This is a genomic window from Bradyrhizobium sp. BRP20, assembly GCF_020194215.1.
Classification (GTDB): Bacteria; Pseudomonadota; Alphaproteobacteria; order Rhizobiales; family Xanthobacteraceae; genus Bradyrhizobium; species Bradyrhizobium yuanmingense.
In genome coordinates, this window is the sequence record NZ_JADYVY010000011.1 from 159,140 (window position 1) to 183,407 (window position 24,268).

A 24,268-nucleotide genomic window follows, 5' to 3' on the forward strand; every position below is an offset into this window, starting at 1 on the left:
CAGACGCAAAAGCCTCCCCGGCGAGCTGCGTGTCGGACATACCACCCTTGGTGTTTCCGACGGCAGTTCGGACGCATGCACGAGGCACTGCGATTTAGGCGTTGTGGCGTGCGGCGTGCTTTTGGCGAACGCGCCCCAAGCGCCGGCGAACAAAAAGCCAACCAGAACGACCTGAAAGCAGCGCACGTGCAAATCCTAGTGCGATGACACGAGTGCGGCTAGGCTGAAAGCCACCACGCATGCAGCAGCCAAAGACCACAGTGTTATGAGGACCTCTTTGTGCATACCTCTAAACCCACGCAGCGGTTCCTAGCGCTCCAAGCATATAGCCTAAAACTCCGATTGAAAGCCAAATTGCGTCTGCTCAGATGCGTTCAGAGAAAACTCGCGTAAGCAAAGGCCTACTTGCGACGACTGGCCTGCGTAAACATATCTTCCCGCCCCTGCCCAGTTCAAAGCTTATCTCTGTCGGGAGATCCCCGTCCCTGCACGGTGACTAAGCCGAAGTAAAACCATATCCGCACGAGGGGCAGCTGAGCGGACTGTCTAGTCCAACTTTACAAGCGTCACTTCAGCTTTTGGATACCCTGCGGGTCCCCGCCGATAGAAGCCTCGTACAGTTGATCGCCAACCTGCCCAAAGTAGCTCAGCTGCCTATCTCTGACTCGAATCGGGCTAGTCAGCAACTTCACGGGCCGGCCGCCATCGACGCAGGTTCGCCCGCACCATCGCGTAAAGCAGAAAAGACCGATGGTGAGGTCACCGTTAGCAGGGAAAAATGTACTCCATGCGGTCTCCAAGTCGTCGAAGTAAATGTGAAAGCTCCAAGTCCTCATCTGGTGTTGAGCTTCATGCGTTTAAGCCCTCGCCGCTGTCGCGAGAGCGCGGCCTTCTCATAACGTTCCAAGCTCGGCAGAAGTCTCATTTGTTTTGTATCAGCGCCCTCGATCACGGCCAGGATCAGACTTAGCCGAAGAGCTCGCAGGCGATCCTGTCGATTCCTGGCTTGAACAAAATCTTGAAGCGCGATCTCCATACCCGCGCCTTTGAATTCCTCTGCAAGAACTGCATCGAAGTCAGTGGAAACAGAGCCTTCAGAATCGTCCCAACGAGATAGACCATGTCGGTAAGCATTGCGGCTTGATATTGACTTCCCAGCACTTGTTTGCGGGCCGGTACTCTTCGTCGCGTTTGCGCGATTGGCTTCGATTTGTCTCCTTGTTGCCAACTTCCCTCCTTGATTTCGGAGCTAGCGATCGACCGATCTCGATCGCTAATCGAGGCGCTAATCCTCCGTTCCCGCGAACCCGCGGTGTTGATGAGGAGGATGGCGGGACCAAGCCGTCAACAGCGGGGCGACAAAGGTATGGAGGTTAGGCCCATCAAACAGATAGCCCGCGATGCCAGCCGCCCGCGCTGCGGCAAGGTCGCTCTGCTTGTCCCCAATTATGAAGCTTGCATCGAGATCCACTGAGTACCGCTCAAGCAGGGCTCTAATCATCCCCGGCTGCGGCTTGCGACAGTTGCAAAGGACACGGTATCTCTCAATCAGTCCATCGGGGTGATGTGGGCAAAACTCGAACGCATCGATATGTGCACCAACAATAGCAAGCTCACGCGACATCCATTCATGCAAGGTGCGAACATGCCGTTCCTCGTAAAAGCCTCTCGCAACCCCTGATTGGTTCGTTACGACAAAAGCAAAGTACCCTGCGTCATTGACTGCTTTCACGGCTTGTTGGGCTCCTTCCACCCACCGGATCTTGTCCGGATCAAAAGCATAGCCGTCGTCCTCATTGAGGACGCCATCACGATCAAAGAAAACTGCTGGACGCTTCAAAGCTCATTCACCCACGTTCGAGCAATACTGCCGATCTTCCGACAATCACTGCTCCATTTCAACACGTCGCGGCCGGACAAGATCCTCCTCTGCGCCCGCGCCTTGCGTCCAGCTGTCTGCGTTGAAGCATAAATTAGCTTCGTTTTGCCGCTTTGATGCTGGTCCGCCTCCCGTCACCCCCGCCCCAAACGCGTGAGAACAAGAGCCCATTCTTGACCCTAAAGAGAGCAACAATGTTGCTGCAGAAAGAACTGGCATTCCCGCGCGATCGGAGCGTTACTGAGTCGGCCGGGCGCTACCACCGATTATAGCGCCGGTATCTCGCCTCGCGGACGCGGGGCTTCAGGCAGTGCGGCATGTACCGCGGCTTGTTCTTGCGTAGGAGATACCGGTGACGACGGTTCAAACGAATGGCGCAGACGCGTCCAATCAAATCATCAGGTTCAACCCAAACGACCGCCGGCATTTCATCGGCGGCTCGGACGCCCGCATCATCATGGGGGATGATCAAGAGAGTCTCGTTCGCCTTTGGCGCGAAAAGCGCGGCGAAGCAGAGCCTGAGGATCTATCAGACAACTTGATCGTTCAGCTCGGCACCGTGACGGAGGTCCTGAACCGCGCCTGGTACCAACGGGCAAGCGGGCACACGGTCAAGGACATCCAAAAGCGCGTCCGTCACCCCGTGCACAAATGGATGGCGGCAACGCTGGACGGGACCGTCGAGCAGACCGGCGCGGTCTTCGAAGCCAAGTTCATGCTGCCCTGGGCCTTTACCGAGGAAGCTGCAGCCGAGAAGCACATGGCCCAGCTGCAGCACAACATGTGGGTCACAGCCAGCCGCAACGCAGTCCTCTCGATCATCACCGGCGGCGGCAAGTGGGTGGAGATCAAAGTCCACGCCGATCCGCTGTATCAACATCTTCTGCTGACCGCCGAGAAGAAGTTCTGGCGCTGCGTCCAGAGCGGGGAGCCGCCCGCTCTGTTCAACATCGAGACGCCCCGCCCGCGGCTGGAGGCTGTCAGAGTGGTCGACATGTCCACCTCCAACCAATGGGCAGAGCTGGCGGCCACTTATTTGCGAACTCGAGAGGCCCACGGGCAACATGAAGCAGCGAAGGCCGACCTGAAGGCGCTCATGCCGGAGGACGCCAAGGAAGCCATCGGTCACGGGAAGGCCAAGCGCTCCAAGTCTGGCGCGATCAGCTTCGAGGCTCAGGCGACGGAGGGGCCCCATGCATCAGTCCAGTGAGCGGATCGGGACTATCGCGGCCGCCCTCGCCCGAGCTCAGGCCGAGCTGACGAATCCCGAAAAGACCCTGACCGCCGTGATCCGGTCGCCATTCCCGCGCGAGGACGATCGCACCTTCCGCTACGCGTCTCTGGCTTCCGGCCTGGACATTGTCCGCAAGACTTTGAGCCAGCAGGAGATCGCCACCATCCAGACCACCCGGATTGAGCAGGTCACCGGTCAGATCCACCTCACCACCCTGCTGGCCCATGCTTCCGGCGAATGGATTTCCTCGGACCTACCGGTCTGCGCCTCGAAGGAGGTCGAGGCGCCGCACCGGATGGGCGCAGCACTGACCTATGCCCGCCGGTATGCCCTATTTGCACTGGTCGGCATAGCCGGAGAGGACGATCTGGACCCGCCTGATGTCGTTACAGGGCCTCCCGCCGCCACCGAGCCGCAGGCCGCACCAGGGCCGAAGGGAAAGTCGCCTAAGGGCGTCCTGAACCGGCCACCGGTGCTGCCTCCCGAACGATCCGCCGACCTGCTGGACCAGCTCCTGGACGAGCTGGGCCGCCTAGAGGGCAGCGAAGGACTGCTTGCCTGGGCTAGGACCTGCCTTCCTCTCAAAAACACTCTGCTGGAGGCAGATGCTCGCGTGCTCGAGGCCGCCTATCAAAAGAGGTTCGAAGAAGCTCCGCTCCCAGAGATCGATCCAGCAGAGCAGCGCCCCATATCAGCGGCCGGACAGCCCGGACTTGAGCAATCCTCGGAACCATCCAGCGACGTTCGCGCACCTCGCGACACCTCTCCCGGAGAGCAGGCCGGTCTTGCCTTCCCGAAGGAGCCGCCCCGGCGACGCAGCAAGGATCACCTCGCTTTCATTCGCAGCCAGGGCTGCCTGGTTTGCAGAAGACACCTGCCGATGCGCATCACCTGAAGTTTGCCCAGCCACGCTCCTTGGGACGCAAGGTCAGCGACGAGTTCGCCGTGCCGCTCTGCAGATCCCACCATCAATCTCTGCACCGACACGGAGACGAAAGTGCCTGGTGGACCAACCTTCAGATTTCGCCCCTGCCGATCGCGAAGGAGCTTTGGGATGGCAGTCCCGTCCATCTGGCGAACGGAGCAACAGTTGCTGCACCGCCTTCGCGTCGACTAACGGGTGCGCAAGGTCAATGAATGGTCCTGTCAACCTATCTAAATCTCAGCAGACGAGCGTCTTGCCGCCTCAATTCGAGGCGCTGTGCCCTCCGCCTCAACTTCTGCCCGGAGAGGATGTTGAGCACTATCATGCAATCCAGGCAACGATCTTTCGCGACCTAAGCCCTCAATCGGCCGTCGAATGGCTACTCGCTATCGACGTTGCCGAACTCTCCTGGGAGATGCAGCGCTACCGGGTACTGCGGCATAGGGTCCTGAACACCTACCGCCAGAAGGCTATCGAGATGACGCTTCGCCGCGTCGACCTAGCTGGCATTGCTCCAGACGTTCAGGATGTAGCCGAAATCTACACCATCAATAATGCCCTGGATTGGCAAATGGATGCTTCGGCCGCGCACGACAGCGAGGCCCGTCTCAGATCGCACGGCTTCGATCAGCACGCCATCAGCATGGAGGTTTATGTTCAGGCGCACGAGATCCTCACGCTATTTGAATCACTCCTGAACGGAGCGCAGCTTCGGCGCCTACTGCTGATAAAAGAATTCAATGCTTCGCGGAACCCGGCCAGACGGCACCCAATCCGCGGTGCGCATCGAACCGCTTTGCGGCAAGGCGGAGCGTAAAGACGTAAGCGATGACATCAATGGACCTCCTGCGAAGTGATCGAAGCAGACCAACGCGAGCGCCGCCCAGCTTCCGCGGACGAGGCAAACATCGCCAAGGCAGTGCGAGTATTGCAGGATCTGATCGGATCGTCTTCGAAGTAATAACCTTCAAGCGATCACAGCTCCCGTGGACAGCTTACGATGGATTAAGCGAGAGTAACCGCTCTATCAGCCGAGCGACAGATATGCCGCGTACGCCTGTTTCAGACCGTCCGCGAGAGCGGTCTTCGCACGCCAGCCGAGCCCTTCGAGGCAACTGACGTCGAGTAGCTTGCGCGGCGTGCCGTCCGGCCTTGATGTGTCAAAAGAGATCTCACCCTTGTAGTCAATGACGTCTGCGACGACCCGGGCGAACTCAGCAACGGCGATGTCCTTTCCGGTACCGATATTGACCAGCCCGGCGCCGGAATAGGTCTTCATGAGGTACACGCAGGCATCCGCCATGTCGTCGACATAGAGGAACTCGCGCCGCGGCGTGCCGGTGCCCCAGACCTCGACGGTCTTTGCGCCCGACAGCTTGGCCTCATGGAAGCGGCGGATGAGCGCGGCAACGACGTGGCTCAATTCAGGATGATAATTGTCGCCGGGCCCGTAGAGGTTGGTCGGCATCACGCTGATGAAGTCGCTGCCATACTGGCTGCGATAGGCTTCCGCCATCTTAATGCCAGCGATCTTGGCGATGGCATAGGGCTCGTTGGTCGGCTCCAACGGGCCCGTCAGCACCGAGTCTTCCCGCAGCGGCTGCGGCGCCAGCTTCGGATAGATGCAGGACGAGCCGAGGAACATCAGCTTCTCGGCATGGTTCACATGCGCAGCATGGATCACATTGGTGGCGATCGCGATGTTGTCGTAGATGAACTCGGCGCGCAGCGTGTTGTTGGCGACGATGCCGCCGACCTTCGCGGCGGCGAGGAAGATCACCTGCGGCCGCACTTTCGCGAACCAGTCGAATACTTGCGCCTGGTTGCAGAGATCGAGCTCGCGACGCTCGATAGTGACGAGATTCACATCCTCCCGCGCCAGCCGGCGCACGATCGCGCTGCCGACCATGCCGCGATGGCCGGCGACGTAGACGCTCTTGCCCTTCAGCTCAAATGGTACGCTTGCCATGAGTTGCTTCCCGTTTGGCCTCGGCCAGATCGCCCGTCATCATCTCGTCGACGAGCTGCGCAAAAGTCCGCCTCGGCTTCCAGCCGAGCACCTTCTGCGCCTTGCTGGCATCGCCGACGAGCAGATCGACCTCGGTCGGGCGGAAATAGGTCGGATCGATCTTCACCACCGTCTTGCCGCTGATGGCCTCGACGCCGGTCTCGTCGACGCCCTTCCCGCGCCATTCGATGCGGCGGCCGACATGGGCGAAGGACAGCTCGACCATCTCGCGCACCGAGCGCGTCTCGCCGGTGGCGAGTACGAAATCGTCGGGCTTGTCGGCCTGCAGGATCATGTGCATGCCCTCGACGTAATCCCTGGCATGGCCCCAGTCGCGCTTGGCCTCGAGATTGCCGAGATAGAGCGTCTGCTCCAGCCCAACCTCGATCCGGGAGACGCCGCGGGTGATCTTGCGGGTAACGAAGGTCTCGCCGCGGATCGGGCTCTCGTGGTTGAACAGGATTCCGTTGGAAGCGAACATGCCGTAGGCTTCGCGGTAGTTCACCGTGATCCAGTAGCCGTAGAGCTTGGCGACGCCATAGGGCGAGCGCGGATAGAACGGCGTCGTCTCCTTCTGCGGGATCTCCTGCACGAGGCCGTAGAGCTCGGAAGTCGAAGCCTGGTAGAACCGCGTCTCTCTCTCCATGCCGAGGATGCGGATCGCCTCCAACAGGCGCAGCACGCCGACAGCATCGGCGTTAGCAGTGTATTCCGGGCTCTCGAAGCTGACGGCGACGTGGCTCTGGGCGGCAAGATTGTAGATCTCTGTGGGGCGGATCTGCTGCACCAGGCGGATCAGATTGGTCGAATCCGTCATGTCGCCATAGTGCATCAGGAACGGCACGTTGCCGACATGCGGGTCTTTGTAGAGATGGTCCACGCGCGCGGTGTTGAAGGACGACGAGCGCCGCTTGATGCCGTGCACGACGTAGCCGAGCGACAGCAGATACTCGGCGAGATAGGCCCCGTCCTGACCCGTCACGCCGGTGATTAAAGCGACCCGTTTGGTCATGGCCTACCTTGTTCCCGCGCATCTAAGATAAAACAGGCGCGACGAGGCGCCAGCGAAGCATGTTCACGCACGTCTTTTTGGACAGATCACCATTCGCACGTCAACCCCCATCCCGGCGTCTGTCAAACGACTGCAAGCTGATTGGAAACAGTGACATGGCTAACCGACGGGACAGTGGCCAGGTGGTCGCAGATATTAACCCGCCCTTCCCACTGCCTCCACACGAACTCAGTTCCTCAACCTACATGGGGGAACAGTTCGTTCGCCCGCGCCTAGAGGGTTGCGCGAACCGCCGCGTCGGACCTGCTTCGATATTTCTTGAATTGAGGGCATTCGTGGTTCCTAACGCTCCCCATTTTGGACAAAGATACCGGTTCGCGGCCGAGAGAAGATTGGTTACGGCAAGAGGATCGTGGCCCTCAGCACTAGCTGTAAGCACCAAGTGAGTCTCCACAACCAAAACGTTCTTTATGCCGTCTGGTGTCAGCTCTTTGGCTTCCCAAGCTATGCTGTCATTTGGATGATTAGAGCCCATCGGCAATGTCCCAAGATCTTAGAAAATCCCATAGAGGAGGGAGCGGTCAACCGGGAGCCGCCCGGAAGGAATTATCTGACCGCATGGCGGAGTCATGTACCGCTCTTGCGAAGCCCTTCTCGGATCGATAGAAGCGCCTAGGAGAATGGCTCGCCCACTCCAGGGGTGCACTCCATTGACAATGCTATCTAATTGCCCTTCTCATCGGGGGGGCAGAAGTAAGACGCACAAAGATTGATGGGCAGGCGGAACCATCGAGGCGGCCCTCGCCCGGGCTCAGGCTGAACTGACAAATACCGAGAAGACACCGACTGCCGTGATCCGATCACCTTTCCCCGAGAGGATGATCGAAGCTTTCGGTATGCGTCCTTGGCCTCCGGCCTCAGTATTATCCGCTACCGCGCCAGCGGCAGAGAGACCGACGTGTTTCTTGGTGATCGCCATTATTCAGCCCCCGGCTGTTTGAGCACGCGCGCGAGGCCGAACGCCGTCGAGAGAACGATGCCACCGAGCACGTATGCGAGTGTTGGGATTTTGTCAGCGAGCGCGGCCAAACCATAATCAGGCCGTCGATGGCGCTTCAGAATAGACCGCCACGGATTGCGACCCGCACCGACCAGAGGCGATGCCACGCCTCATCTAAGCCTGCCCTCAGTTGAGGACGGCACACTGCACCGGCAATGGTTGCAGGCTAAGCTTGCGGAATGTGGTTGAACCCGCCCGCCAGGATGAACTTTGCGGCGGCGGCGACGAACAGGGCGACTGCGAGCCAGATCAGTCTCGAGAGGTAGCCGTTCAGCTTGTCAACGCTGGTTTCGATCCGCTCCAGCGATTGCTTGATGTGCGGCTGCTGCGCTTCCAAGAGAACGACACGCTCTTTCATGTCGTTAAGCTCCCGTGGACTCGATCTCAGCTCGCGTGACTTCATCCATGATAATCCGCCCGGCCCGCTTTGGGCCACCTGAGCGCCTCGCAACGTTGTTACGAAATAGCAGCAGCCCAGCCGGCCACCATGTTCGCTTCACCCGCATCGTTCGGATGAACGCCGTCCGGTGTCAGCTTCAACCCATCGGGAATGAGCGTTGCCGTATCGACGCCGACCAGTTGAGTATACCCCAAGTCCGTGATCACCTGCCCGGCCACAGCCTTGTAGCTGGCATATGGGATTGGAAGTACTTGCGTCGAGAGCGTCACGCCCGCGACGTAGACCGGCACGGTCGGCGCGACGACGTGGATGTTCATCAACAGTTGCTTAAGATCAGCCTTGTAGTCGGCGACCGGCCGTTGACCGAGGAAGTCATTCATTCCCAACAGAACAGTGATCCTGTCAGGGTTCAAATTTGCGGCAGCAGTCCCGTCGCTCGGCACTGTTTGGCGACCGCCATAGCCGAGATTGATGCAGCGAAAGCCCTTCGCCTGGGCGAGCAGGAACGGCCAAGATCGGCGAGTGTCGGTTCCCCCAAATCCTTGCGTGATGCTATCGCCCAGGCACACCATCAGCGGCCCCGTGCGCGGCGCTGCGGCCGTCACGACATAGGCCGGATCGACCTCGACGCCACCGAACTCAACGCCATCCGCATATGGCAGGATGATTTCATAGAGGCGGTTCGCGCTCGACCCCATGTTGATCACGACCGCACCAGTAGTGACCTCATTGATCTCTGCCAACGTTTGGAAGTCCTGGACAAACACGCCATCAACGAAGACGTGTCCGATCAGATTGCGCGCGTCAGTCCGCGTTACTAATCCGTTCCAGCGCAATCGCACAGAAACAGAAGGCGCGTTCGACATGAACCGCTGCCGCGCTCCGGGCATGCAGTACTGGAAGTCCGACCCAGGATCAGCGATCGGCCGCTGAAAGCGAGCCCAACCATTAACGAACGTCGGCGCAACGCAATCGCTGTAGGAAATAGCGGGATCATTGGCGGGGTAGCTTCCGGGCATGCGACCAGGAGGAGGCAACTCGGATACTCCGCTGCCACCCCTGACGCGTTGCGCGCCAATTCTCAACATCATCGCAGGCACCCCAAGAAGGAGTTGCCGTCTTGCCAGCGCCATAAAACGAGTGATTACATCTTGTACCTCCCGGCGCAAGCGGGCCAAACATGAAACGAGGCATCCTAAAGTAGAATGCCGGTTCACCACGAGGGGCACACTTCCGAAAACTCAAAGCGGGCCATGACAGGTCGCGTCGTCCCGTTGGCCTGAACTCCGATGGATCGGAGATCGCCAGCGTTCAGGAATTGCATGCAAGGGCCGTAGACCGTCCCTGCCGCGAGTGACCCGTAAATGAGAACACTTGCGATTTCTGCACGCTCGTCGTGTCACAAACCCAAGCTTGGTGTACGATGGCGAACCGCCCTACGTCTGATAGACGTAGACATTGACTAGATATCGCCCGGCGCGCGGGGCAACGAACGTCTTGTTAGCGCTATCGAAGAACAGGTTGAGCCCGGCCGGATCGTTGCTCGCAGCCGTCAGGTCGACCTTGACAGCGGGTGCGCCGCAGACGCTTGGTCGGTCGCGCGTGTCAGCAAGCCGACGAACGGAATTTGCTTCGCCTGGACAACCTCCAATCCGTGCGGTTCGAGCGCAGCAAGACGCGTTCATTCGCCCACATGACAATGCTTGCGCCGGATCGGCCGATGATGACTGCCGGCGTGTGATCGTGTAAAGCTTGGAAGCGCTCGACGGCTTCAGCACGCTATCGAGATACGCACGCGCGAGGTTGCGCGCCTGCTCGCCATTCGTCCTCGCCGGGCGGACGTTTCGGCAAATACTTGTCGATCGCGTCGCGGATGCTTTCCGCCGCCGCCGAGAACTCGCGCTCGCGCTATGCATCAATCAGCTTGTCCCAGCGCAATACGATGTGCTCCAGATTCTTCAAGCTATCGACCACGCCGCGCTGCTCCTCGACCGGCAAGGTCTTGTAGGGACAGAGCCGGCGCAGGCGTGCCCTTCCTCGCGCGCCGTCCCAGGCGAAAAGCTGTTCCGGCTCTGCAAGGGCGGCCGGCTCTACAAGATGCTGCACCTGGCACTGGACCGCGCCAAGGTAGTGCTGCCCGCCGCATGCGGGGCTTTCACATCTTCTGCCACACGGACAGCGCGTGGATGCATCGCTATGGTGGACTCGACACGCGCGGACTTACCCGGACTGGGCGGTGGAAGAATCCGGACTCGCCCATTCGTTACAGCACACCATGGCCAGCGCAGAGGCCGGCGGGCGGCTTGTTGCCGGTGCCAACGACCAAGTCCCGCCCATTGAAGCGACTATAGCTCAGATCCAGCAGGCGTCCGACGGGAATCGCGCTGATTTGGTACAAGAATCCATTCCCTTTTGGAAGCACTTGTGCACGCTTCCAGGTTTCTGAACAATATCCCTCATTGGGGGTATACGATGATCATTTCGCGGGCGACGGCCTCAGTCGTTTTTACACTGCTGTTGATCGCAACGCTTTTGAGCAATGCTGAATCTGTTGAGATCAAAGTCGGCGTGGACAAATCCGGTCAAGCGACCATCTGGATCACCGGAGAAATTGTTCCCGCCGATGCGCATAGGGTTTCGCAGTCGGCTCGCCAGGCAAACGATGCCGGAAAATTCGTTGCCAACGTGAGACTGGATTGTCCTGGCGGTAATTCGCTGGAAGGAGTGAAGATTGCCGACACTATAAGGTTTGGCAAGACATCCATCGCTCAAGCATTTCAAGCGCCATCGCTTCCGTCATGGTGTCCTCCTCTTGCGTGGTGTCCAAACTACGGGCAATAAACCCCGGAGGCGCCACGCAAGCCGAAACCAAAATGACTCAGCAATTCGAGTTGAGCAGCCCCAGGAATTTCCTGTAAGTTGCAGGAACAGCAATTGCGTTGCTCGGTCCGACCTCGGTCGAGTTGGCAACTTTTCTAAAGTGCACGACAGCTAAAGAGGGAAACAGAAGTGCGTGATGAAATTAGGATTGGCGTCGTTGGACTCGGCTACGTTGGGTTACCGATTGCTGTTGCGTTCGCACGCGCGGGATTTCAAACTGTAGGCTTCGACATAAACCCGCAACGCATAGATGAGCTCATCAGAGGTTACGACCGGACCAGAGAAGTTGAGTCAGACGATCTCAAAGAAGCCGATGTGGTCTATTCGAACAATGTTCGGAGTCTTGCGGCGATAAACTTTTTCATCGTGACTGTTCCGACTCCCTTGGATCACGCCAAGCGGCCTGATCTTAGCATGTTGTTTAGCGCTTCGGAGTTCGTCGGCTCGATGCTTTCCCGGGGCGATATCGTTGTTTATGAGTCAACTGTGTATCCTGGTGTCACGGAGAATGAATGTGCGCCCTATCTGGAGAGAGCATCCGGGTTGGTAGCAGGTAGAGATTTTTTTCTTGGCTACTCGCCTGAGCGGATAAATCCCGGAGATAAAGTGCATCGCTTCGAAAACATCGCCAAGATAGTTGCCGGTCAGAATCAAAAGACACTGGAAACGATGACGCGTGTCTATGGCGCGGTCATTAACGCACCTATCCATGAAGCGCCAAACATCATGACCGCCGAAGCGGCAAAGGTCATTGAGAACACACAACGCGACTTGAACATCGCGTTGATCAACGAACTCTCGCTGATCTTTAAACGCCTTGGTATCGACACGGGTGACGTGCTGGCGGCCGCAAAAACAAAATGGAATTTCCTGCCCTTCTCGCCTGGCCTGGTCGGCGGGCACTGTATCGGCGTCGATCCGTACTACCTGACCCATATGGCAGAGCAGATCGGCTACCACCCGGAAGTCATACTTGCAGGGCGCCGCGTAAACGATTCCATGAGTAAGTCCGTAGCTGACGAATGCGCTCGTGTGATGATGATGAAGAAACTTGACCACCCGCTGACAGTGACGATCTTGGGGTTGGCATTCAAAGAGAACGTGCCTGACATACGAAACAGTCGCGTTGCAGACACGGTGAAAGAGCTTGAAAAATACGGGATTAACATCCAGGTGCATGACCCCGTTGTGGATCGGCTCGAGGCAATGAAGGAATACGGCTTGAGTCTTTTTGAGTTTGATGATCTTGCCCCGGCCGATGCGGTGATCATTGCTGTCCCGCACAAGATCTTCAGTGAGTATGGATGGCGTCGCGTCTCCGGCCTGCTCAAGCTGGCCGATCAAGGCATTGTTTTCGATTTAAAGGGCATGTTGCCGCGGAGTGATGTGCCTAGCGGAATCCATCTCTCCCGCCTTTGACGGATGAACTGGTTGAATGTCTGTGCAGTCTGAGATGGCCATTGGACGTCTAATGCAGTTGGGGCGACTTGGAAAAAACTGCGCGCCTGTTTCTTTCTCTCTGGGAGAGCAGAGCCTGAATTGTTTGAGCCCGGAGAAGCGATCTTTCATTTTTTTGATAGTGCTTCTTCACATCCTCTTCCTATGGTTGCAGGGTGCAGTCATATGGGCGGATGCATCAAGCTACATCAATATATCTGATGCGCTCTTTACCTCACAGCGTGGCGTCGGCATCATCACGGGGGAGCCCCTTTGGTGGCACAATTACGTTCCATTAGGCTTGCCGTTGCTTTGGAACGCCTTGGCGTTGTTGCCAGTCAAGCTGATCTGGCCTTGCCTTGCAGTCGGACAACACGCAATTGCCGCTTCTGCACTCGTCTATTGCACCCGATCCTTTTACTCTACCTGGCCGTCAAGATGGTTTGCGGTTGCGGCGGTGGCGCTTTGTCTCATTCCATTCTATCAATCGATGCATAATGCGCTTTTGACGGAGTCGCTATCTTCGTCGTTTTTGCTGATATCCTTGGGAACATCGGTCGGCGCGATCAATAGCCGCAGCATGAGCGCTCGAGCTTCGGTTCTCTTTTGCATTTGCATCTTCTTCGCAACTCAATTGAGAAGCACCGTAGCAGTATTCTGTCTTGGCATCGCTTGCGCGACGCTCATTCGGCGAGGCCGGCTGCTCTCCGGGAATCTTGCGGCATTCAGCTTGGTTTTCATCTTCGGCATTTTGCTTTTCCCGTCAATCAGAGCACTTGATGGAGGCGAGTTCATTTTTCCCCGACTGGGTCCGAGCAAGTTGTGGGCGGGGCTGTATGCAAATCCCAAACCGAGCCCGGAATTGACCGAGAGATTTAGAAGCTACCAGTTACCACCCTCGATCAGTGCGGAAAGGCTGCTCAAGGAGGGAGCTTCGTTTGGTGACGTTACGACCATCATGCGCTCCTGGATTGATGCGGGTGCCTCCAACACAGAAGTCATCGGCAAAATCGAGGACATGGGCCGGGCGCTTGTGGCCGACGGCTATCGACCTCGACTTAACTCGATCGGCTACGGTCTTTCTTCGAGCGGTTTCAATTTTTATCTTTTAGCTCTTCCAGCCGACTATGAGATTTTTCGCGGCTTCAATGGCAAGAAGCTCTTTGCGCATGAACGCAATCACTATCTTTACCTGTCCTGGGTTCAGCCAAACGTTGGCGCCTTCGACAGTCAAATCGCCGAGTTCTTTGAGAAGGATGGCAAGTCCGAACTTCATCGGGTGTTTGCTGCATCGATGAAACCATACTTCAGAAGCCAGCCGACTTACCTTCATTTTATCATGGGGTTGGTCGCCTATATTCCGCTTGACCTCTTCTTTCTTCTTTCATTAGCGGCATCGGCGGTTCTCGTGAGAAAGGACGTTTTGCTTGGCGCGATATTTCTCGGGATACCCCTGATCAATATCTACATCACGGGAAGCTCGTTGTTCGCAGACGTCCGCTATAGTTACGCTTTGCTCGGGACGTTCCTTTTTTCCATAGCAACGTGCCTTGCCCTTTTGCCTTTGCCTCCAACGCCGGTTCTTCTTCAGATCTCCGCGATCGTTAAGAGGAACTTTTCATTTGCCAGGAAGGGGGTGGATTGCGGAAACAGTCCAATTCCAATTGAAGGCGCTCGCTGGAGCCTTCGGGCATGACTCGAACGCCGCGTACAGGCCACCGATCGTCCGTTGCTCCACCCGCGCCATTTGGCGTACAACACTGAAGGACGCTAACTGGCTCAGGATGAACGTTCAGGGCGGCCCAAAGCAAAGCGGAGCCGGCTTTGGAAGCCAAGACAATATCGAGGGCACGAACCCTGAGTTCGTGAAGTCAAAGATGCCGACGCTGATAACCGGCGCAGCTGGTTTCATTGGATATCACACCGCCCACCGTCTGTTGGAGGCAGGTCACGACGTCGTTACGATCGATAATGTGTGCGATTATTATGATGTGAATTTGAAAAGAGCCAGACTAAGCCGGCTTTCTGCCTTTCGGAATTTTCACTTTGTAGAAGCGAATCTCGAAGATTGCAGCGCCGTTTCGGGCTTGTTTTCAAAGTTCAAGCCGGAGAAGGTCATCCATTTGGCGGCTCAGGCTGGCGTGCGCTATTCCCTGGAAGCGCCACATGCTTACATCAACTCAAATATCATAGGTTTCTTGAACATATTGGAGGGCTGTCGCCACAACGGCGTCAAGCATCTCGTCTTTGCGTCGTCTTCGTCCGTATACGGCGCAAATACCAAGATGCCGTTTTCGGTCAGTCATAACGTTGATCATCCTCTCAGCCTCTACGCGGCCACCAAAAAATCCAATGAGCTAATGGCGCACTCGTATGCCCATTTATACAATCTGCCTGTAAGCGGATTGCGATTTTTCACCGTGTACGGTCCTTGGGGTAGGCCGGATATGGCTCTGTTTCTCTTTACGCGCAGTATTATTTCCGGAACGCCCATCGACGTATTCAACAACGGGAAGCATGAGCGAGACTTCACCTATATTGATGATATTGTCGAAGGCGTCGTTCGGGTTGCAGACAAGATTGCAACGCCCAGCGCGGTCCGAAATTACGAGGCGCCCGATCCGGCAACTTCATCGGCGCCCTACCGAATTTACAATATTGGAAACAGAAATCCGATTAAGCTGACTTCATTTATCGAGTGTATCGAGGCGAAAATCGGCAGGAAGGCCATTAAACGATTTCTTCCGATGCAGCCGGGCGACGTAGCCAGCACATATGCCGATGTTGATAGTCTCGCTGAAGCCGTTGGATTTCAACCGAAGACCTCGATTGAAGAGGGAGTCGGGAAATTCGTCGATTGGTATTTAAGCTACTACAAGCCCGACCAGTCCGCCTAACCACGTTGCGAGGGGCCACCAGCAGTTTTCATCGTACCCCGATCACACTCCAGCTGTAGCCATGCCTGTGATGGGTACGAACGTTCGTGAAGCCGTTGTTCTCCAACAGGCCCCGCGCCTCGTCTTCGCTATAATACTTGGCGTATGCTGGATTGAGCTGGTCATAGATCACCAGGCGTCGCTTATCGGGGGGCAGCCGGCGATAGACCATTTGCATATATTGGCGCATCGGAAGCGGCAGGATTCGCGAAGCCGCGGTGTACGACATCGCAATGAAGTCCAAGACGTGGCACAGAATGGCTAGCAGGCGATGCGGCATTCGCTTGGTGACGGCTCGCAAGGGCCCGAACAGCGCCAGGTATATGCCATTGCCTTCCCGACCGTAGAGCCAAATGAAAATCACGCCTCCCGGTCTTAGCGCGCATCTCGCCGCCTTGACGATCGGTGCGGGATCCTCGACGTGATGCAGCACGCCGATCGATACCACGAGGTCGAAATCACGATCCTGCGGAATGGCCGTCCCGTCGCAGCGTATCACCTCGACCCGGCTGGCGCGATCCGCGGTGTTGGCAGCGACAACAGCGAAGGATTCCGAGGGCTCAAGTGCGGTCACGTGCGCGGCGCCGGCATCCAGCAGCATACTTACTATTCGGCCAGTACCGGATCCGATATCCGCAACAGTGCGTCCGCGCACATTGTCGAGGCTCAGTAGCGGCTCGCAGATATCGGCAAAGAGTCCGAGCGAGCCATAATAGCCAGAATTGTCGGTGTAACGGGTCCATTGATCGCCGAAATCGGCAATCGTCCGCTGACCGACGTCCGGCTTGGATTTTGCTGAATGCGAGGATGTCATTGCCCGTTTCCCGCTTCCGGCGCGCCGCGCCTTCTGGATCAGGTGCGCGTAGCCAGATAGAGATAGTTCATTCCATAGACAAACCGCTTTACCGAAACCTGCGTGAAGCCGGCTTGCTCAAGAAGCCGTAGCATCTCAGTCTTGTCTATTCCCATGACCTCGCCTTCGGCAACGTCGCGGTGCTTGTCTTCGCTGTACCACCAGATGGCATGGCCAACATCGCCGATCAGCCGCCCGATCATCGTCGCTACCAGCAAACCGCCGGGCTTGAGCACACGATGCGCTTCCTTCAGGGCACCGATCCGCTCAGGGATATGATTGAGGCATGCGACAAAGGCGACCGTATCGAAGCTTTCCGCTTCGAACGGAAGACTGTCCGAGGATGCGATCTTTAGCGTATCCCCGCCCCAGTCGACGACATCGACCCCGACGCTGTCGTCCGCGCCGGCGTCATCCTTGCCTGAGCGTCGCAGCCTTTGTAGATAGAGACGTATCAGCGCATTGTCGCCAGCGCCGATGTCGAGAACCCGTCCCCTGAGCTGCGGCAACACGGCCGCATAGCGCTCGGCCCGCAGCGATGTCAAGTGCAGCCGTTCGCTCTGTGAATCCGGCAGCAGCACCATCCGCAGGGGGGCACCGGCTAGGTCCCAGGCCGACTGCAGCAAGCTCCTGCGCGGGGCGAGCGCCCAGCTGGGCGGGAGAGTTCCATCATGTGTCGTCGCATTGGGATTCATGGCCGAACCCGTGTCCCTTTCGCTATCAGAGGAGGCAACCGGGCGATCATTTCACCGCCGGCGCGATCGCCTTCCCTCGCAATGCCTGCAGCAGCGGCCAGGCGAAAATCACTCCTGGGACACTGGCCGCCAGATTGCAAAGACCTATGCTCAAGCTGAGGGCGACCGCATCCGAGTCGACCAGAACGCCACTAGGTACGAGCAAAGCGGCGAACGCAATCTCGCGCGAGCCAAACCCAGCATAGAAGATCGGAACAACCTGCGAAAGATAGATGGCGGGCGTCGTCGTGAACGCGACCCAGAGCGGAATGCGCAAGCCGAGCCCGAGCCCGAGCAGCACCAGCATCGCTACGAACAGGCCGGTGCTGACGGCCGCGAGGCCAAGCTGCCAGCCGAGGCTATGGCACGTCGCGATATGTCCCAAAAACCGTCGCGCGGCTTCTGCTGCGGACTTGAGGAACCGCACGTGCAAGGTCAAGCCGAAGGCAGCGACTCCGAGGAGCACGAGCAGCCCGCCAAAGGCCGCGATCTGAGCCATGACGATCCGCCAGGGCCAGTGCATCGAGATCTGCAGTGGAAGCAACAGCAGTCCAAAAAGCGCAAATCCGGCTACCGCCAGCGCGCGATCTGCGATCACGCCCTCCACCGCCTTGCCGACCGACATTTTCAGGAGCCTGCGCGAAATCAGCGCGCGCATGGCATCCACCAGCGCGCCGAAGGGGACAAAATGCGCGCTGAAGAGCGTCAGGAGGTTGAGCTTGAGCAACGGGAAGTAATGCACCGGACCGTCAGGACAAAGGGTTCGGAGCACCGCTTGATAGCGCAGGGTTGCGACTGCGTTGCTCAGCAACATTAGCATCACGGCGGCGACGAAGAAGCCCGGCCGCATCGCCGACAATTGCCGCAACACTTGGCTCGAATCGACCGCGTATGACACCTGCCAGAGCAGCAACGAGGTCAATAGCAGCGGCGCGGCGGATCGGCCGACCTTCAAGACATGGCTTCTCAAGACAGTCCCGGCGGTAATTTCGCTTCGCGGTCCTTTGCAAGCGGCAGCGCGCGATAGGGTGTGGTGGTCTCGTATTGGACGAGGCGCAACTGGCTGAGCTGGTCGGCGATCAGCCCCAGCATGCCGATGAGAAGGCCGGCGAGCATCAAGAAGATGCCGAACGTCGGAAACCCTTCGCCGTGCAGGATTGCCAGGGTCGCGCCGTAGACCGCGCCGATGCTGAACATTGCCAATGCGAAGGGCAGGAAAATCCGCATCGGGGCGAACATCATGATCACCCGCATCACCAGCAGCAGACTGGCAAAGCCCGCGCGGAGGGTGACCTTGCTGGTTCCGATGCGGGCGGCGAGCTCCACGGGATGGTATCCGATAGGATAACCGCGCTCGAGCATCACCAGCAGGCTCGTCATCGACGCGCTATAACCATTCGGAAGCAACGGCAAATATCGACAGATCACCTCAGTGCGGAAGACGCGAAGCCCGCAGTTCATGTCGCGACCGCCGCGGAACCCGAGCGACCGGGCGAGCATCAGGATCACCGCCTTGCCGACGCCGCGGACCGCGGACGCGCCGCCCGATATTCGCTGGCCGATCACCGCCGCCAGACCGCCCTGGCGAATGGCACCTATCATCGAAACTAGATCGCTGACGCGATGCTCGTTATCGGCGTCGAACCAGGCGACCAGCGGACGGCTGGCGTGGGCCATGCCGGTTTTCAGCGCCGCTCCGTATCCCCGGTTGAAGCCATGCCGCATCAGGGTCACGTTCGGATATTTTTCGACAACCTCGGCGGTGCTGTCGATCGAGCCATCATCGACGACGATGATTTCGGCGCCCGGCACTGCAAGCGAAAGCTGCTCCAAAGTCGGACCAATCCCGCCCGCTTCATTGAACGCCGGAATGATGACTGAAACGTCTTCGAACGGCCCCAAAATTGTTTCCTAAATTAGGCTCGGAAAGCACTGCTAGACATTGGCCGTTGTTCGCCAGGTCGCCAAGGTCAGCAAGGTCCAGAGGGTGTAACTATAACGGGAATTTCCGTCAACGTGCTCTCGCCAGAGTCGCCGCACGGCATCCGGCTGCAGGAAGGGCGCCAGACAGTCAGCCTCCCTGTCCAGCAGCCTTTCTCCAAGCGACCTCAGGCCATGGCGCAGATAGCTTGCCACCGGAATATTGAAGCCCTTTTTAGTCCCCTGTGTCAGGTCCTTTGGCAGACCGTGTCTCTCGAGATAGGCGCGCAGAATGCGCTTGTCCGGACCGCGAAGCGGGCTGAGCACCGCCACGTCGAGGCCATTGGCGAATTCCATGACGCGCCGATCGAGGAACGGCACCCGCACCTCAACGCCGTGCGCCATGCTCATCGAATCGGTCTTCATCAGCATGTCGCCGGGAAGATAGTAACGCTGATCCGCCTCGAGGGCCCGGTCCGCCGCGGAGCCTTCGGTGCCGAGTGCCGCGGCATATTCGTCGAGGGCATCAGCCTCGCGATCGATGTCCTTCATCCCGGTGCCATAGAGGGTGTGGATCTGTTCGGGAAATAGATATCGCCGCCATTGCGGGTGTGGCCGCGCGCCACCGTTCGCCATGCCGGCGAGCAATCGCGCGAATTTTTCCGCGGCTCCCACCTTGGCCTGGCTCGCCGCCGCTTTCGCAAACAGCGCGTCTGAAAGATGTCGCATCGCGAATTTCGGAAACAAAGGCCCCACGGCCGTTGCAACGCGGGTGGCGCGATAGGTTTCATAGCCGGCGAAGAACTCGTCGGCGCCATCACCGGTCAGCAGGACGCGGACTTCCCGGCCGGCCTTCTGGCAAAGAGAATAAAATGCCAAAGCGCTCGAATCGGCCAGCTGGCCATCGACCTTGGCGACAACGTCCAGAAAGCGAACCTCGATATCTTCCTCGGTATCGATCGAAACAAAACGCTGGCGTAGATTGGTGTGTCTGGCGGTGACCGCGGCGAGTCCACTTTCGTCGAAGGCGGCTTCGCCGAAACTGGCGGTATAGGCCGACAGGTCCGAGCGACCAGGCAGCGCGGTGGCGATCAGCGCGCTGTCGATTCCGCCGCTCAACAACAGAGCGACCGGCACGTCGCTGATGAGCTGATCATCAACCACCTCGGGCCAGAGCTGATCGAAACCGGAAAGGGCTTCTTCGAAGCTCACGATCTTGGTGTGCCGCTTGGGTTGCCAGAAATGTTCGACGCGCCAACCGTTCCGGTCCGCGACGAGCGTGCTGCCGGGCGGCAGCGGCTCGATCCCGTCGATCAGGCTGCGCGCTGGTCCGGGATAGCCCTGCGCAAAGAACCGATGCAGGCTTTGCGGTGAAAGTTGCCGCGGCTGATCTTGCAGCGCCAGCAGAGCTTTGATCTCGCTTGCAAACCGCAACGACCGCCCAACGAAGGAAAAATAAAGGGGTTTGATCCCGATCGGATCTCTCGCCAGAATGAGGCGCTCGTTCTCCTGATCCCAAAGCGCAATCGCGTACATGCCCTCGAATTTCAGGAACGCGTTTTTGCCCCAGAGACGATAACTGGGAGCGATGACTTCGGTATCGCAGCTGGTGTGGAACCTGGCACCCGCCGTGTTGCCGAGCGTTCGCCGAAGTTCAACGTCGTTGTAGAGTTCGCCATTGTAGGAGACCGCGATCTTCGCACCGGGATCGATCATTGGTTGGGCGCCGGCGGGCGACAGGTCCCGGATCGCGAGCCTGCGATGTCCAAGACCGACATGGTCCTCGACCCAGATCCCGGAGCTATCCGGGCCCCTGTGTGCCAGGGTTTCAGTCATTTGAACGATGGACTGACGGGCGATCGGTTCACCATCGAAATTTACGATACCGGCAATTCCGCACATTTCAATCGATCGCTTTCGCCCTGAAGCTGCAGCCCTTAGCATAGCGGCAAATGTACCGCTAGCGAGAGCAGGTGCGGGGATCGGGAAGGATACTGGGAGCGCCGCCCCCGCAAATCGGAATACACGATGCGATCACCGCGATTGGAGGGTTGGTACGAGAGTAAACGAGTTGGTAGGAAACAGACCGGAAGACCCGTAAAACTGTCGAGAAGGGTAGAACCCAACCATTGCGAGCCGCTATAACCGTGCCATCGCCTAGATCTCCATGCCCATCAAGGGAACCTCGAATCGATCCTCAGACCGTAGTTAGAACGTGGGCGATTGCGGAAAGAGCCCCGCCAGCGTGAACCGGCGCCCTTTGATTTTGGGGGTAATCAAACGTTTGCGCGTCCGTCAGCCAGCGCCAGGTGATAAGCGCTCTTGTATCGGAAGGAATCGGATGTTCAAGGAAAACTGGCGTGTAATTTTGGTGACGTTGCTTGCGGCAAACCTCGTCTTCATGGGCCTCCTGCAAATGCAGAGGCTCGCGATATGGCGGACCGAAGAAGCATACTTTAAGCAGATCCAGCAACCATCAACCGAACGATTTGACTTTTTAGCCAAGGAATTAGCTGAGGCTAAGAAGAGCGAAACAATGTATCTGGACCTGATCTACAGGGGACTGGCCGAATTGAATCTTCGCATGACCAAGGTAGAAAAAGCCACGGAAGAAATCCCAACCAACGTCGCCGAAACAAGAGCAATTCGGGCCCACGTGGACGCGTTGAAAGCTACAGTAGAGCGAACCGCCACCGCAAGACCATAGTTGTCCAAAGGCAGGCGCTATCAGCTTTGAAACCCTGCCGATGGAGGTCGCTCATACATCGGTCCAGTGAGCGTATCCGTGCGATTGTTGCCGCTTTGGCCAGGGCATGGCCGATCCGGAGAAGACATTGCTGCAAGGTAGCACAAGGTGTCATGGCGTTCAATAAATTGTCCTCAAGTACCCTGCTCAGATTGGTCAACTGCGGAGGCAGCTTCACTGGCAACCTCGGTGTTGGGCCATCGTCAAAATACGATTTAGCCCTGTCGAACCTTGCGACCGCTGATGGAACGTGGGATTTCAGATGGATGTCATTCTCTTTAGGCAAGAGCCGTAGCACGGTAGATCCGAAGTCCGAGATCAGTGAGCTAATGACGCGTCTTTCGCATCTCACCTTGCGCAATTTCCTGATCGCGCTCCACGACCTGCTCGCGACCACGGCGGCGCTTTTTGCCGCCTTCTATCTGCGATTCGAGGGCGGCGACGACTTCTTCGAGCGCCTGCCGCTGCTGTTCCAGATCCTGCCCTACTTGCTCGCCTTCAGCGTGGTCGTCTTCTTCGTCCTCAACCTGACCACGACCAAGTGGCGCTTCATCTCGCTGCCGGACGCGCTGAACATCATTCGCGCGGCGACCGTGCTGACCTTTGCGCTGCTCGTGCTCGACTACATCTTCGTTGCCCCCAACGTCCGCGGCTCCTTTTTTCTCGGCAAGGTGACGATCGTCCTCTACTGGTTCCTCGAGATTTCCTTCCTCAGCGCGCTGCGCATGGCCTACCGCTACTTCCGCTATACGCGGGTGCGCCGTGATGCGAGGACCGGCGATGCTGCGCCGACCTTGCTGATCGGCCGCGCTGCGGATGCCGAGGTGCTGCTGCGCGGAATCGAGAGCGGGGCGATCAAGCGGATCTGGCCGGTCGGCGTGCTGTCGCCGTCGAGCGCCGACCGCGGCCAGCTCATCCGCACCGTGCCGGTGCTGGGGGGCATCGACGACGTCGAGGACGTCATCGCCGACTTCGCCAAGCGCAACAAGCCGATCGCGCGCCTCATCATGACGCCGTCGGCGTTCGAGCCGGAGGCCCATCCGGAATCCGTCCTGATGCGGGCGCGCAAGCTCGGCGTGATCGTCAACCGGATGCCCTCGCTGGAGAGCGGCGACACGCCGCGGCTCACGGCGGTTGCGGTGGAGGACCTCCTGCTGCGGCCGAGCGAGAAGATCGACTATGCGCGCCTCGAGGCCCTGATCAGGGGCAAGGCCGTGCTCGTCACCGGTGGCGGCGGCTCGATCGGCTCGGAGATCTGCGAGCGCGTCGTGGCCTTCGGTGCCGCGCGGCTTCTGATCGTGGAGAACTCGGAGCCGGCGCTCTATGCGATCTCCGAAGCGCTCGCCGCCCGCCGGGCGGCAGCTGCGATCGAAGCGCGGATCGCCGACATCCGCGACCGGGAGCGCATCACGCGCGTGATGGCGGAGTTCAAGCCGGACATCGTATTCCACGCCGCGGCGCTCAAGCACGTTCCGATCCTCGAGCGCGACTGGAGCGAAGGCGTCAAGACCAACATCTTCGGCTCGATCAACGTTGCCGACGCCGCGGTGGCGGCCGGCGCCGAGGCGATGGTGATGATCTCGACCGACAAGGCGATCGAGCCGGTGTCGATGCTCGGCCTGACCAAGCGCTTCGCGGAGATGTACTGCCAGGCGCTGGACCACGACCTCGCCGCCGGCGCACGCGGGGCCAAGCCGCCGATGCGGCTGATCTCGGTGCGGTTCGGCAACGTGCTGGCCTCGAACGGCTCGGTGGTGCCGAAGTTCAAGGCCCAGATCGAGGCCGGCGGCCCGGTGACCGTGACGCATCCCGCCATGGTCCGCTACTTCATGACCATCCGCGAGGCCTGCGATCTCGTGATCACCGCGGCCACGCATGCGCTCGGAACCCAGCGTCCCGACGTCTCCGTCTATGTGCTCAACATGGGCCAGCCGGTGAAGATCGTCGATCTCGCCGAGCGCATGATCCGCCTGTCCGGTCTGCAGCCCGGCCACGACATCGAAATCGTGTTCACCGGCATGCGCCCGGGCGAGCGCCTGCACGAGATCCTGTTCGCCTCGGAGGAGCCGACCCGCGAAATCGGCGTCCCCGGAATCATGGCTGCGCAGCCGAACGAACCGCGGATGCAGACGCTGCGCAAATGGATCGCGGCGCTGGAGCAGGCGATCCTACGCGATGATCGCGCCACCATCAGGACCGTCCTGAAGGACGCGGTCCCCGAATTCAGTTCGACCGCGGCCTGAC

The 24,268-nt window shown here is 58.7% G+C and carries 20 protein-coding genes and 2 pseudogenes; 10 read left to right on the forward strand and 12 right to left on the reverse strand.

What is annotated here, in order from left to right; all coding sequences use genetic code 11:
* Positions 1 to 832 precede the first annotated feature (832 nt).
* The gene (locus tag I6F33_RS24855) at positions 833 to 1,228 is read right to left on the reverse strand and encodes a hypothetical protein (RefSeq protein ID WP_225144402.1); all 396 of its coding nucleotides are present in this window, start codon (positions 1,226 to 1,228) and stop codon (positions 833 to 835) included.
* A gap of 57 nt (positions 1,229 to 1,285) precedes the next feature.
* Positions 1,286 to 1,840 (reverse strand): HAD-IIIA family hydrolase, encoded by a 555-nt coding sequence (locus tag I6F33_RS24860; protein ID WP_225144403.1) that lies wholly within the window; start codon positions 1,838 to 1,840, stop codon positions 1,286 to 1,288.
* Positions 1,841 to 2,231: 391 nt separating this feature from the next.
* On the opposite strand from I6F33_RS24860, the gene I6F33_RS24865 reads away from it, so the two are divergent.
* The 3 genes and pseudogenes from I6F33_RS24865 (at position 2,232) to I6F33_RS24875 (ending at position 4,855) form a co-directional block, all read left to right on the forward strand.
* Positions 2,232 to 3,089: a YqaJ viral recombinase family protein gene (locus tag I6F33_RS24865; RefSeq protein ID WP_225144404.1), complete on the forward strand. Its 858-nt coding sequence runs from the start codon at positions 2,232 to 2,234 to the stop codon at positions 3,087 to 3,089.
* Positions 3,073 to 4,250: pseudogene (locus I6F33_RS24870) on the forward strand (ERF family protein). The gene I6F33_RS24865 and the pseudogene I6F33_RS24870 overlap by 17 nt, the downstream one beginning before the upstream one ends.
* Complete coding sequence (locus I6F33_RS24875) at positions 4,247 to 4,855, forward strand: hypothetical protein (RefSeq protein WP_225144405.1); 609 nt, start codon at positions 4,247 to 4,249, stop codon at positions 4,853 to 4,855. The pseudogene I6F33_RS24870 and the gene I6F33_RS24875 overlap by 4 nt, the downstream one beginning before the upstream one ends.
* A gap of 210 nt (positions 4,856 to 5,065) precedes the next feature.
* Here the strand turns inward: I6F33_RS24875 and I6F33_RS24880 are convergent, their stop codons facing one another.
* Together I6F33_RS24880 and gmd are read right to left on the reverse strand one after the other, a co-directional pair.
* Positions 5,066 to 6,007: a GDP-L-fucose synthase gene (locus tag I6F33_RS24880; protein ID WP_275970695.1), complete on the reverse strand. Its 942-nt coding sequence runs from the start codon at positions 6,005 to 6,007 to the stop codon at positions 5,066 to 5,068.
* Positions 5,988 to 7,058: a GDP-mannose 4,6-dehydratase gene (gene gmd / locus I6F33_RS24885; RefSeq protein WP_225144406.1), complete on the reverse strand. Its 1,071-nt coding sequence runs from the start codon at positions 7,056 to 7,058 to the stop codon at positions 5,988 to 5,990. Before gmd ends, I6F33_RS24880 begins: the two co-directional genes overlap by 20 nt.
* 788 nt (positions 7,059 to 7,846) lie before the next feature.
* Between gmd and I6F33_RS24890 the strand changes: the two are divergent.
* Positions 7,847 to 7,989, forward strand: a pseudogene (locus I6F33_RS24890) (single-stranded DNA-binding protein); the annotation flags it as partial.
* Between the two features lie 295 nt (positions 7,990 to 8,284).
* Here I6F33_RS24890 and I6F33_RS24895 read toward each other — a convergent pair.
* From I6F33_RS24895 to I6F33_RS24905, 3 genes are all read right to left on the reverse strand, one after another.
* Entirely contained in the window at positions 8,285 to 8,476 is a 192-nt protein-coding gene (locus I6F33_RS24895) for a hypothetical protein (protein ID WP_225144407.1), read from the reverse strand.
* A 98-nt stretch (positions 8,477 to 8,574) separates the two neighbouring features.
* The gene (locus I6F33_RS24900; protein ID WP_225144408.1) at positions 8,575 to 9,384 is read right to left on the reverse strand and encodes an SGNH/GDSL hydrolase family protein; all 810 of its coding nucleotides are present in this window, start codon (positions 9,382 to 9,384) and stop codon (positions 8,575 to 8,577) included.
* A 1,042-nt stretch (positions 9,385 to 10,426) separates the two neighbouring features.
* Positions 10,427 to 10,624 carry a hypothetical protein gene (locus I6F33_RS24905; RefSeq protein ID WP_225144409.1) on the reverse strand — a complete coding sequence of 66 codons (198 nt, stop codon included), beginning with the start codon at positions 10,622 to 10,624 and terminating at the stop codon, positions 10,427 to 10,429.
* 366 nt (positions 10,625 to 10,990) lie between these two features.
* Between I6F33_RS24905 and I6F33_RS24910 the strand changes: the two genes are divergently transcribed.
* From I6F33_RS24910 to I6F33_RS24925, 4 genes are all read left to right on the forward strand, one after another.
* On the forward strand, positions 10,991 to 11,359 hold the full coding sequence (locus tag I6F33_RS24910) for a hypothetical protein (protein ID WP_225144410.1): 369 nt from the start codon (positions 10,991 to 10,993) through the stop codon (positions 11,357 to 11,359).
* Positions 11,360 to 11,527: 168 nt separating this feature from the next.
* A complete protein-coding gene (locus I6F33_RS24915; RefSeq protein ID WP_225144411.1) occupies positions 11,528 to 12,817 on the forward strand; it encodes a nucleotide sugar dehydrogenase in 1,290 nt (429 codons plus the stop codon).
* A gap of 34 nt (positions 12,818 to 12,851) precedes the next feature.
* Positions 12,852 to 14,531 (forward strand): hypothetical protein, encoded by a 1,680-nt coding sequence (locus I6F33_RS24920; protein WP_225144412.1) that lies wholly within the window; start codon positions 12,852 to 12,854, stop codon positions 14,529 to 14,531.
* Positions 14,532 to 14,712: 181 nt separating this feature from the next.
* Positions 14,713 to 15,732, forward strand: a complete 1,020-nt coding sequence (locus I6F33_RS24925) for an NAD-dependent epimerase (protein ID WP_225144466.1) — start codon at positions 14,713 to 14,715, stop codon at positions 15,730 to 15,732.
* A gap of 28 nt (positions 15,733 to 15,760) precedes the next feature.
* Here the strand turns inward: I6F33_RS24925 and I6F33_RS24930 are convergent, their stop codons facing one another.
* From I6F33_RS24930 to asnB, 5 genes are all read right to left on the reverse strand, one after another.
* Positions 15,761 to 16,585 carry a class I SAM-dependent methyltransferase gene (locus tag I6F33_RS24930; protein ID WP_225144413.1) on the reverse strand — a complete coding sequence of 275 codons (825 nt, stop codon included), beginning with the start codon at positions 16,583 to 16,585 and terminating at the stop codon, positions 15,761 to 15,763.
* 38 nt (positions 16,586 to 16,623) lie between these two features.
* Positions 16,624 to 17,208: a class I SAM-dependent methyltransferase gene (locus tag I6F33_RS24935; protein WP_225144414.1), complete on the reverse strand. Its 585-nt coding sequence runs from the start codon at positions 17,206 to 17,208 to the stop codon at positions 16,624 to 16,626.
* 157 nt (positions 17,209 to 17,365) lie between these two features.
* Positions 17,366 to 18,313: a lysylphosphatidylglycerol synthase transmembrane domain-containing protein gene (locus tag I6F33_RS24940; RefSeq protein WP_225144415.1), complete on the reverse strand. Its 948-nt coding sequence runs from the start codon at positions 18,311 to 18,313 to the stop codon at positions 17,366 to 17,368.
* Between the two features lie 11 nt (positions 18,314 to 18,324).
* Positions 18,325 to 19,260: a glycosyltransferase family 2 protein gene (locus tag I6F33_RS24945; RefSeq protein ID WP_225144416.1), complete on the reverse strand. Its 936-nt coding sequence runs from the start codon at positions 19,258 to 19,260 to the stop codon at positions 18,325 to 18,327.
* A gap of 33 nt (positions 19,261 to 19,293) precedes the next feature.
* On the reverse strand, positions 19,294 to 21,180 hold the full coding sequence (gene asnB / locus I6F33_RS24950) for an asparagine synthase (glutamine-hydrolyzing) (protein ID WP_225144417.1): 1,887 nt from the start codon (positions 21,178 to 21,180) through the stop codon (positions 19,294 to 19,296).
* A 439-nt stretch (positions 21,181 to 21,619) separates the two neighbouring features.
* Between asnB and I6F33_RS24955 the strand changes: the two genes are divergently transcribed.
* Together I6F33_RS24955 and I6F33_RS24960 are read left to right on the forward strand one after the other, a co-directional pair.
* Positions 21,620 to 21,985 (forward strand): hypothetical protein, encoded by a 366-nt coding sequence (locus I6F33_RS24955; protein WP_225144418.1) that lies wholly within the window; start codon positions 21,620 to 21,622, stop codon positions 21,983 to 21,985.
* A gap of 368 nt (positions 21,986 to 22,353) precedes the next feature.
* The gene (locus tag I6F33_RS24960; RefSeq protein WP_225144419.1) at positions 22,354 to 24,267 is read left to right on the forward strand and encodes an SDR family NAD(P)-dependent oxidoreductase; all 1,914 of its coding nucleotides are present in this window, start codon (positions 22,354 to 22,356) and stop codon (positions 24,265 to 24,267) included.
* Position 24,268 lies beyond the last annotated feature (1 nt).

Bases quoted from the DNA above. Each gene is read 5' to 3' on its own strand.
- I6F33_RS24875 (WP_225144405.1), top strand. From the start codon at position 4,247: ATGAATGGTCCTGTCAACCTATCTAAATCTCAGCAGACGAGCGTCTTG.
- I6F33_RS24880 (WP_275970695.1), bottom strand. From the start codon at position 6,007: ATGGCAAGCGTACCATTTGAGCTGAAGGGCAAGAGCGTCTACGTCGCC.
- gmd (WP_225144406.1), bottom strand. From the start codon at position 7,058: ATGACCAAACGGGTCGCTTTAATCACCGGCGTGACGGGTCAGGACGGG.
- I6F33_RS24895 (WP_225144407.1), bottom strand. From the start codon at position 8,476: ATGAAAGAGCGTGTCGTTCTCTTGGAAGCGCAGCAGCCGCACATCAAG.
- I6F33_RS24900 (WP_225144408.1), bottom strand. From the start codon at position 9,384: ATGTCGAACGCGCCTTCTGTTTCTGTGCGATTGCGCTGGAACGGATTA.
- I6F33_RS24910 (WP_225144410.1), top strand. From the start codon at position 10,991: ATGATCATTTCGCGGGCGACGGCCTCAGTCGTTTTTACACTGCTGTTG.
- I6F33_RS24920 (WP_225144412.1), top strand. From the start codon at position 12,852: ATGGCCATTGGACGTCTAATGCAGTTGGGGCGACTTGGAAAAAACTGC.
- I6F33_RS24925 (WP_225144466.1), top strand. From the start codon at position 14,713: ATGCCGACGCTGATAACCGGCGCAGCTGGTTTCATTGGATATCACACC.
- I6F33_RS24930 (WP_225144413.1), bottom strand. From the start codon at position 16,585: ATGACATCCTCGCATTCAGCAAAATCCAAGCCGGACGTCGGTCAGCGG.
- I6F33_RS24935 (WP_225144414.1), bottom strand. From the start codon at position 17,208: ATGGTGCTGCTGCCGGATTCACAGAGCGAACGGCTGCACTTGACATCG.
- asnB (WP_225144417.1), bottom strand. From the start codon at position 21,180: ATGTGCGGAATTGCCGGTATCGTAAATTTCGATGGTGAACCGATCGCC.
- I6F33_RS24955 (WP_225144418.1), top strand. From the start codon at position 21,620: ATGTTCAAGGAAAACTGGCGTGTAATTTTGGTGACGTTGCTTGCGGCA.
- I6F33_RS24960 (WP_225144419.1), top strand. From the start codon at position 22,354: ATGACGCGTCTTTCGCATCTCACCTTGCGCAATTTCCTGATCGCGCTC.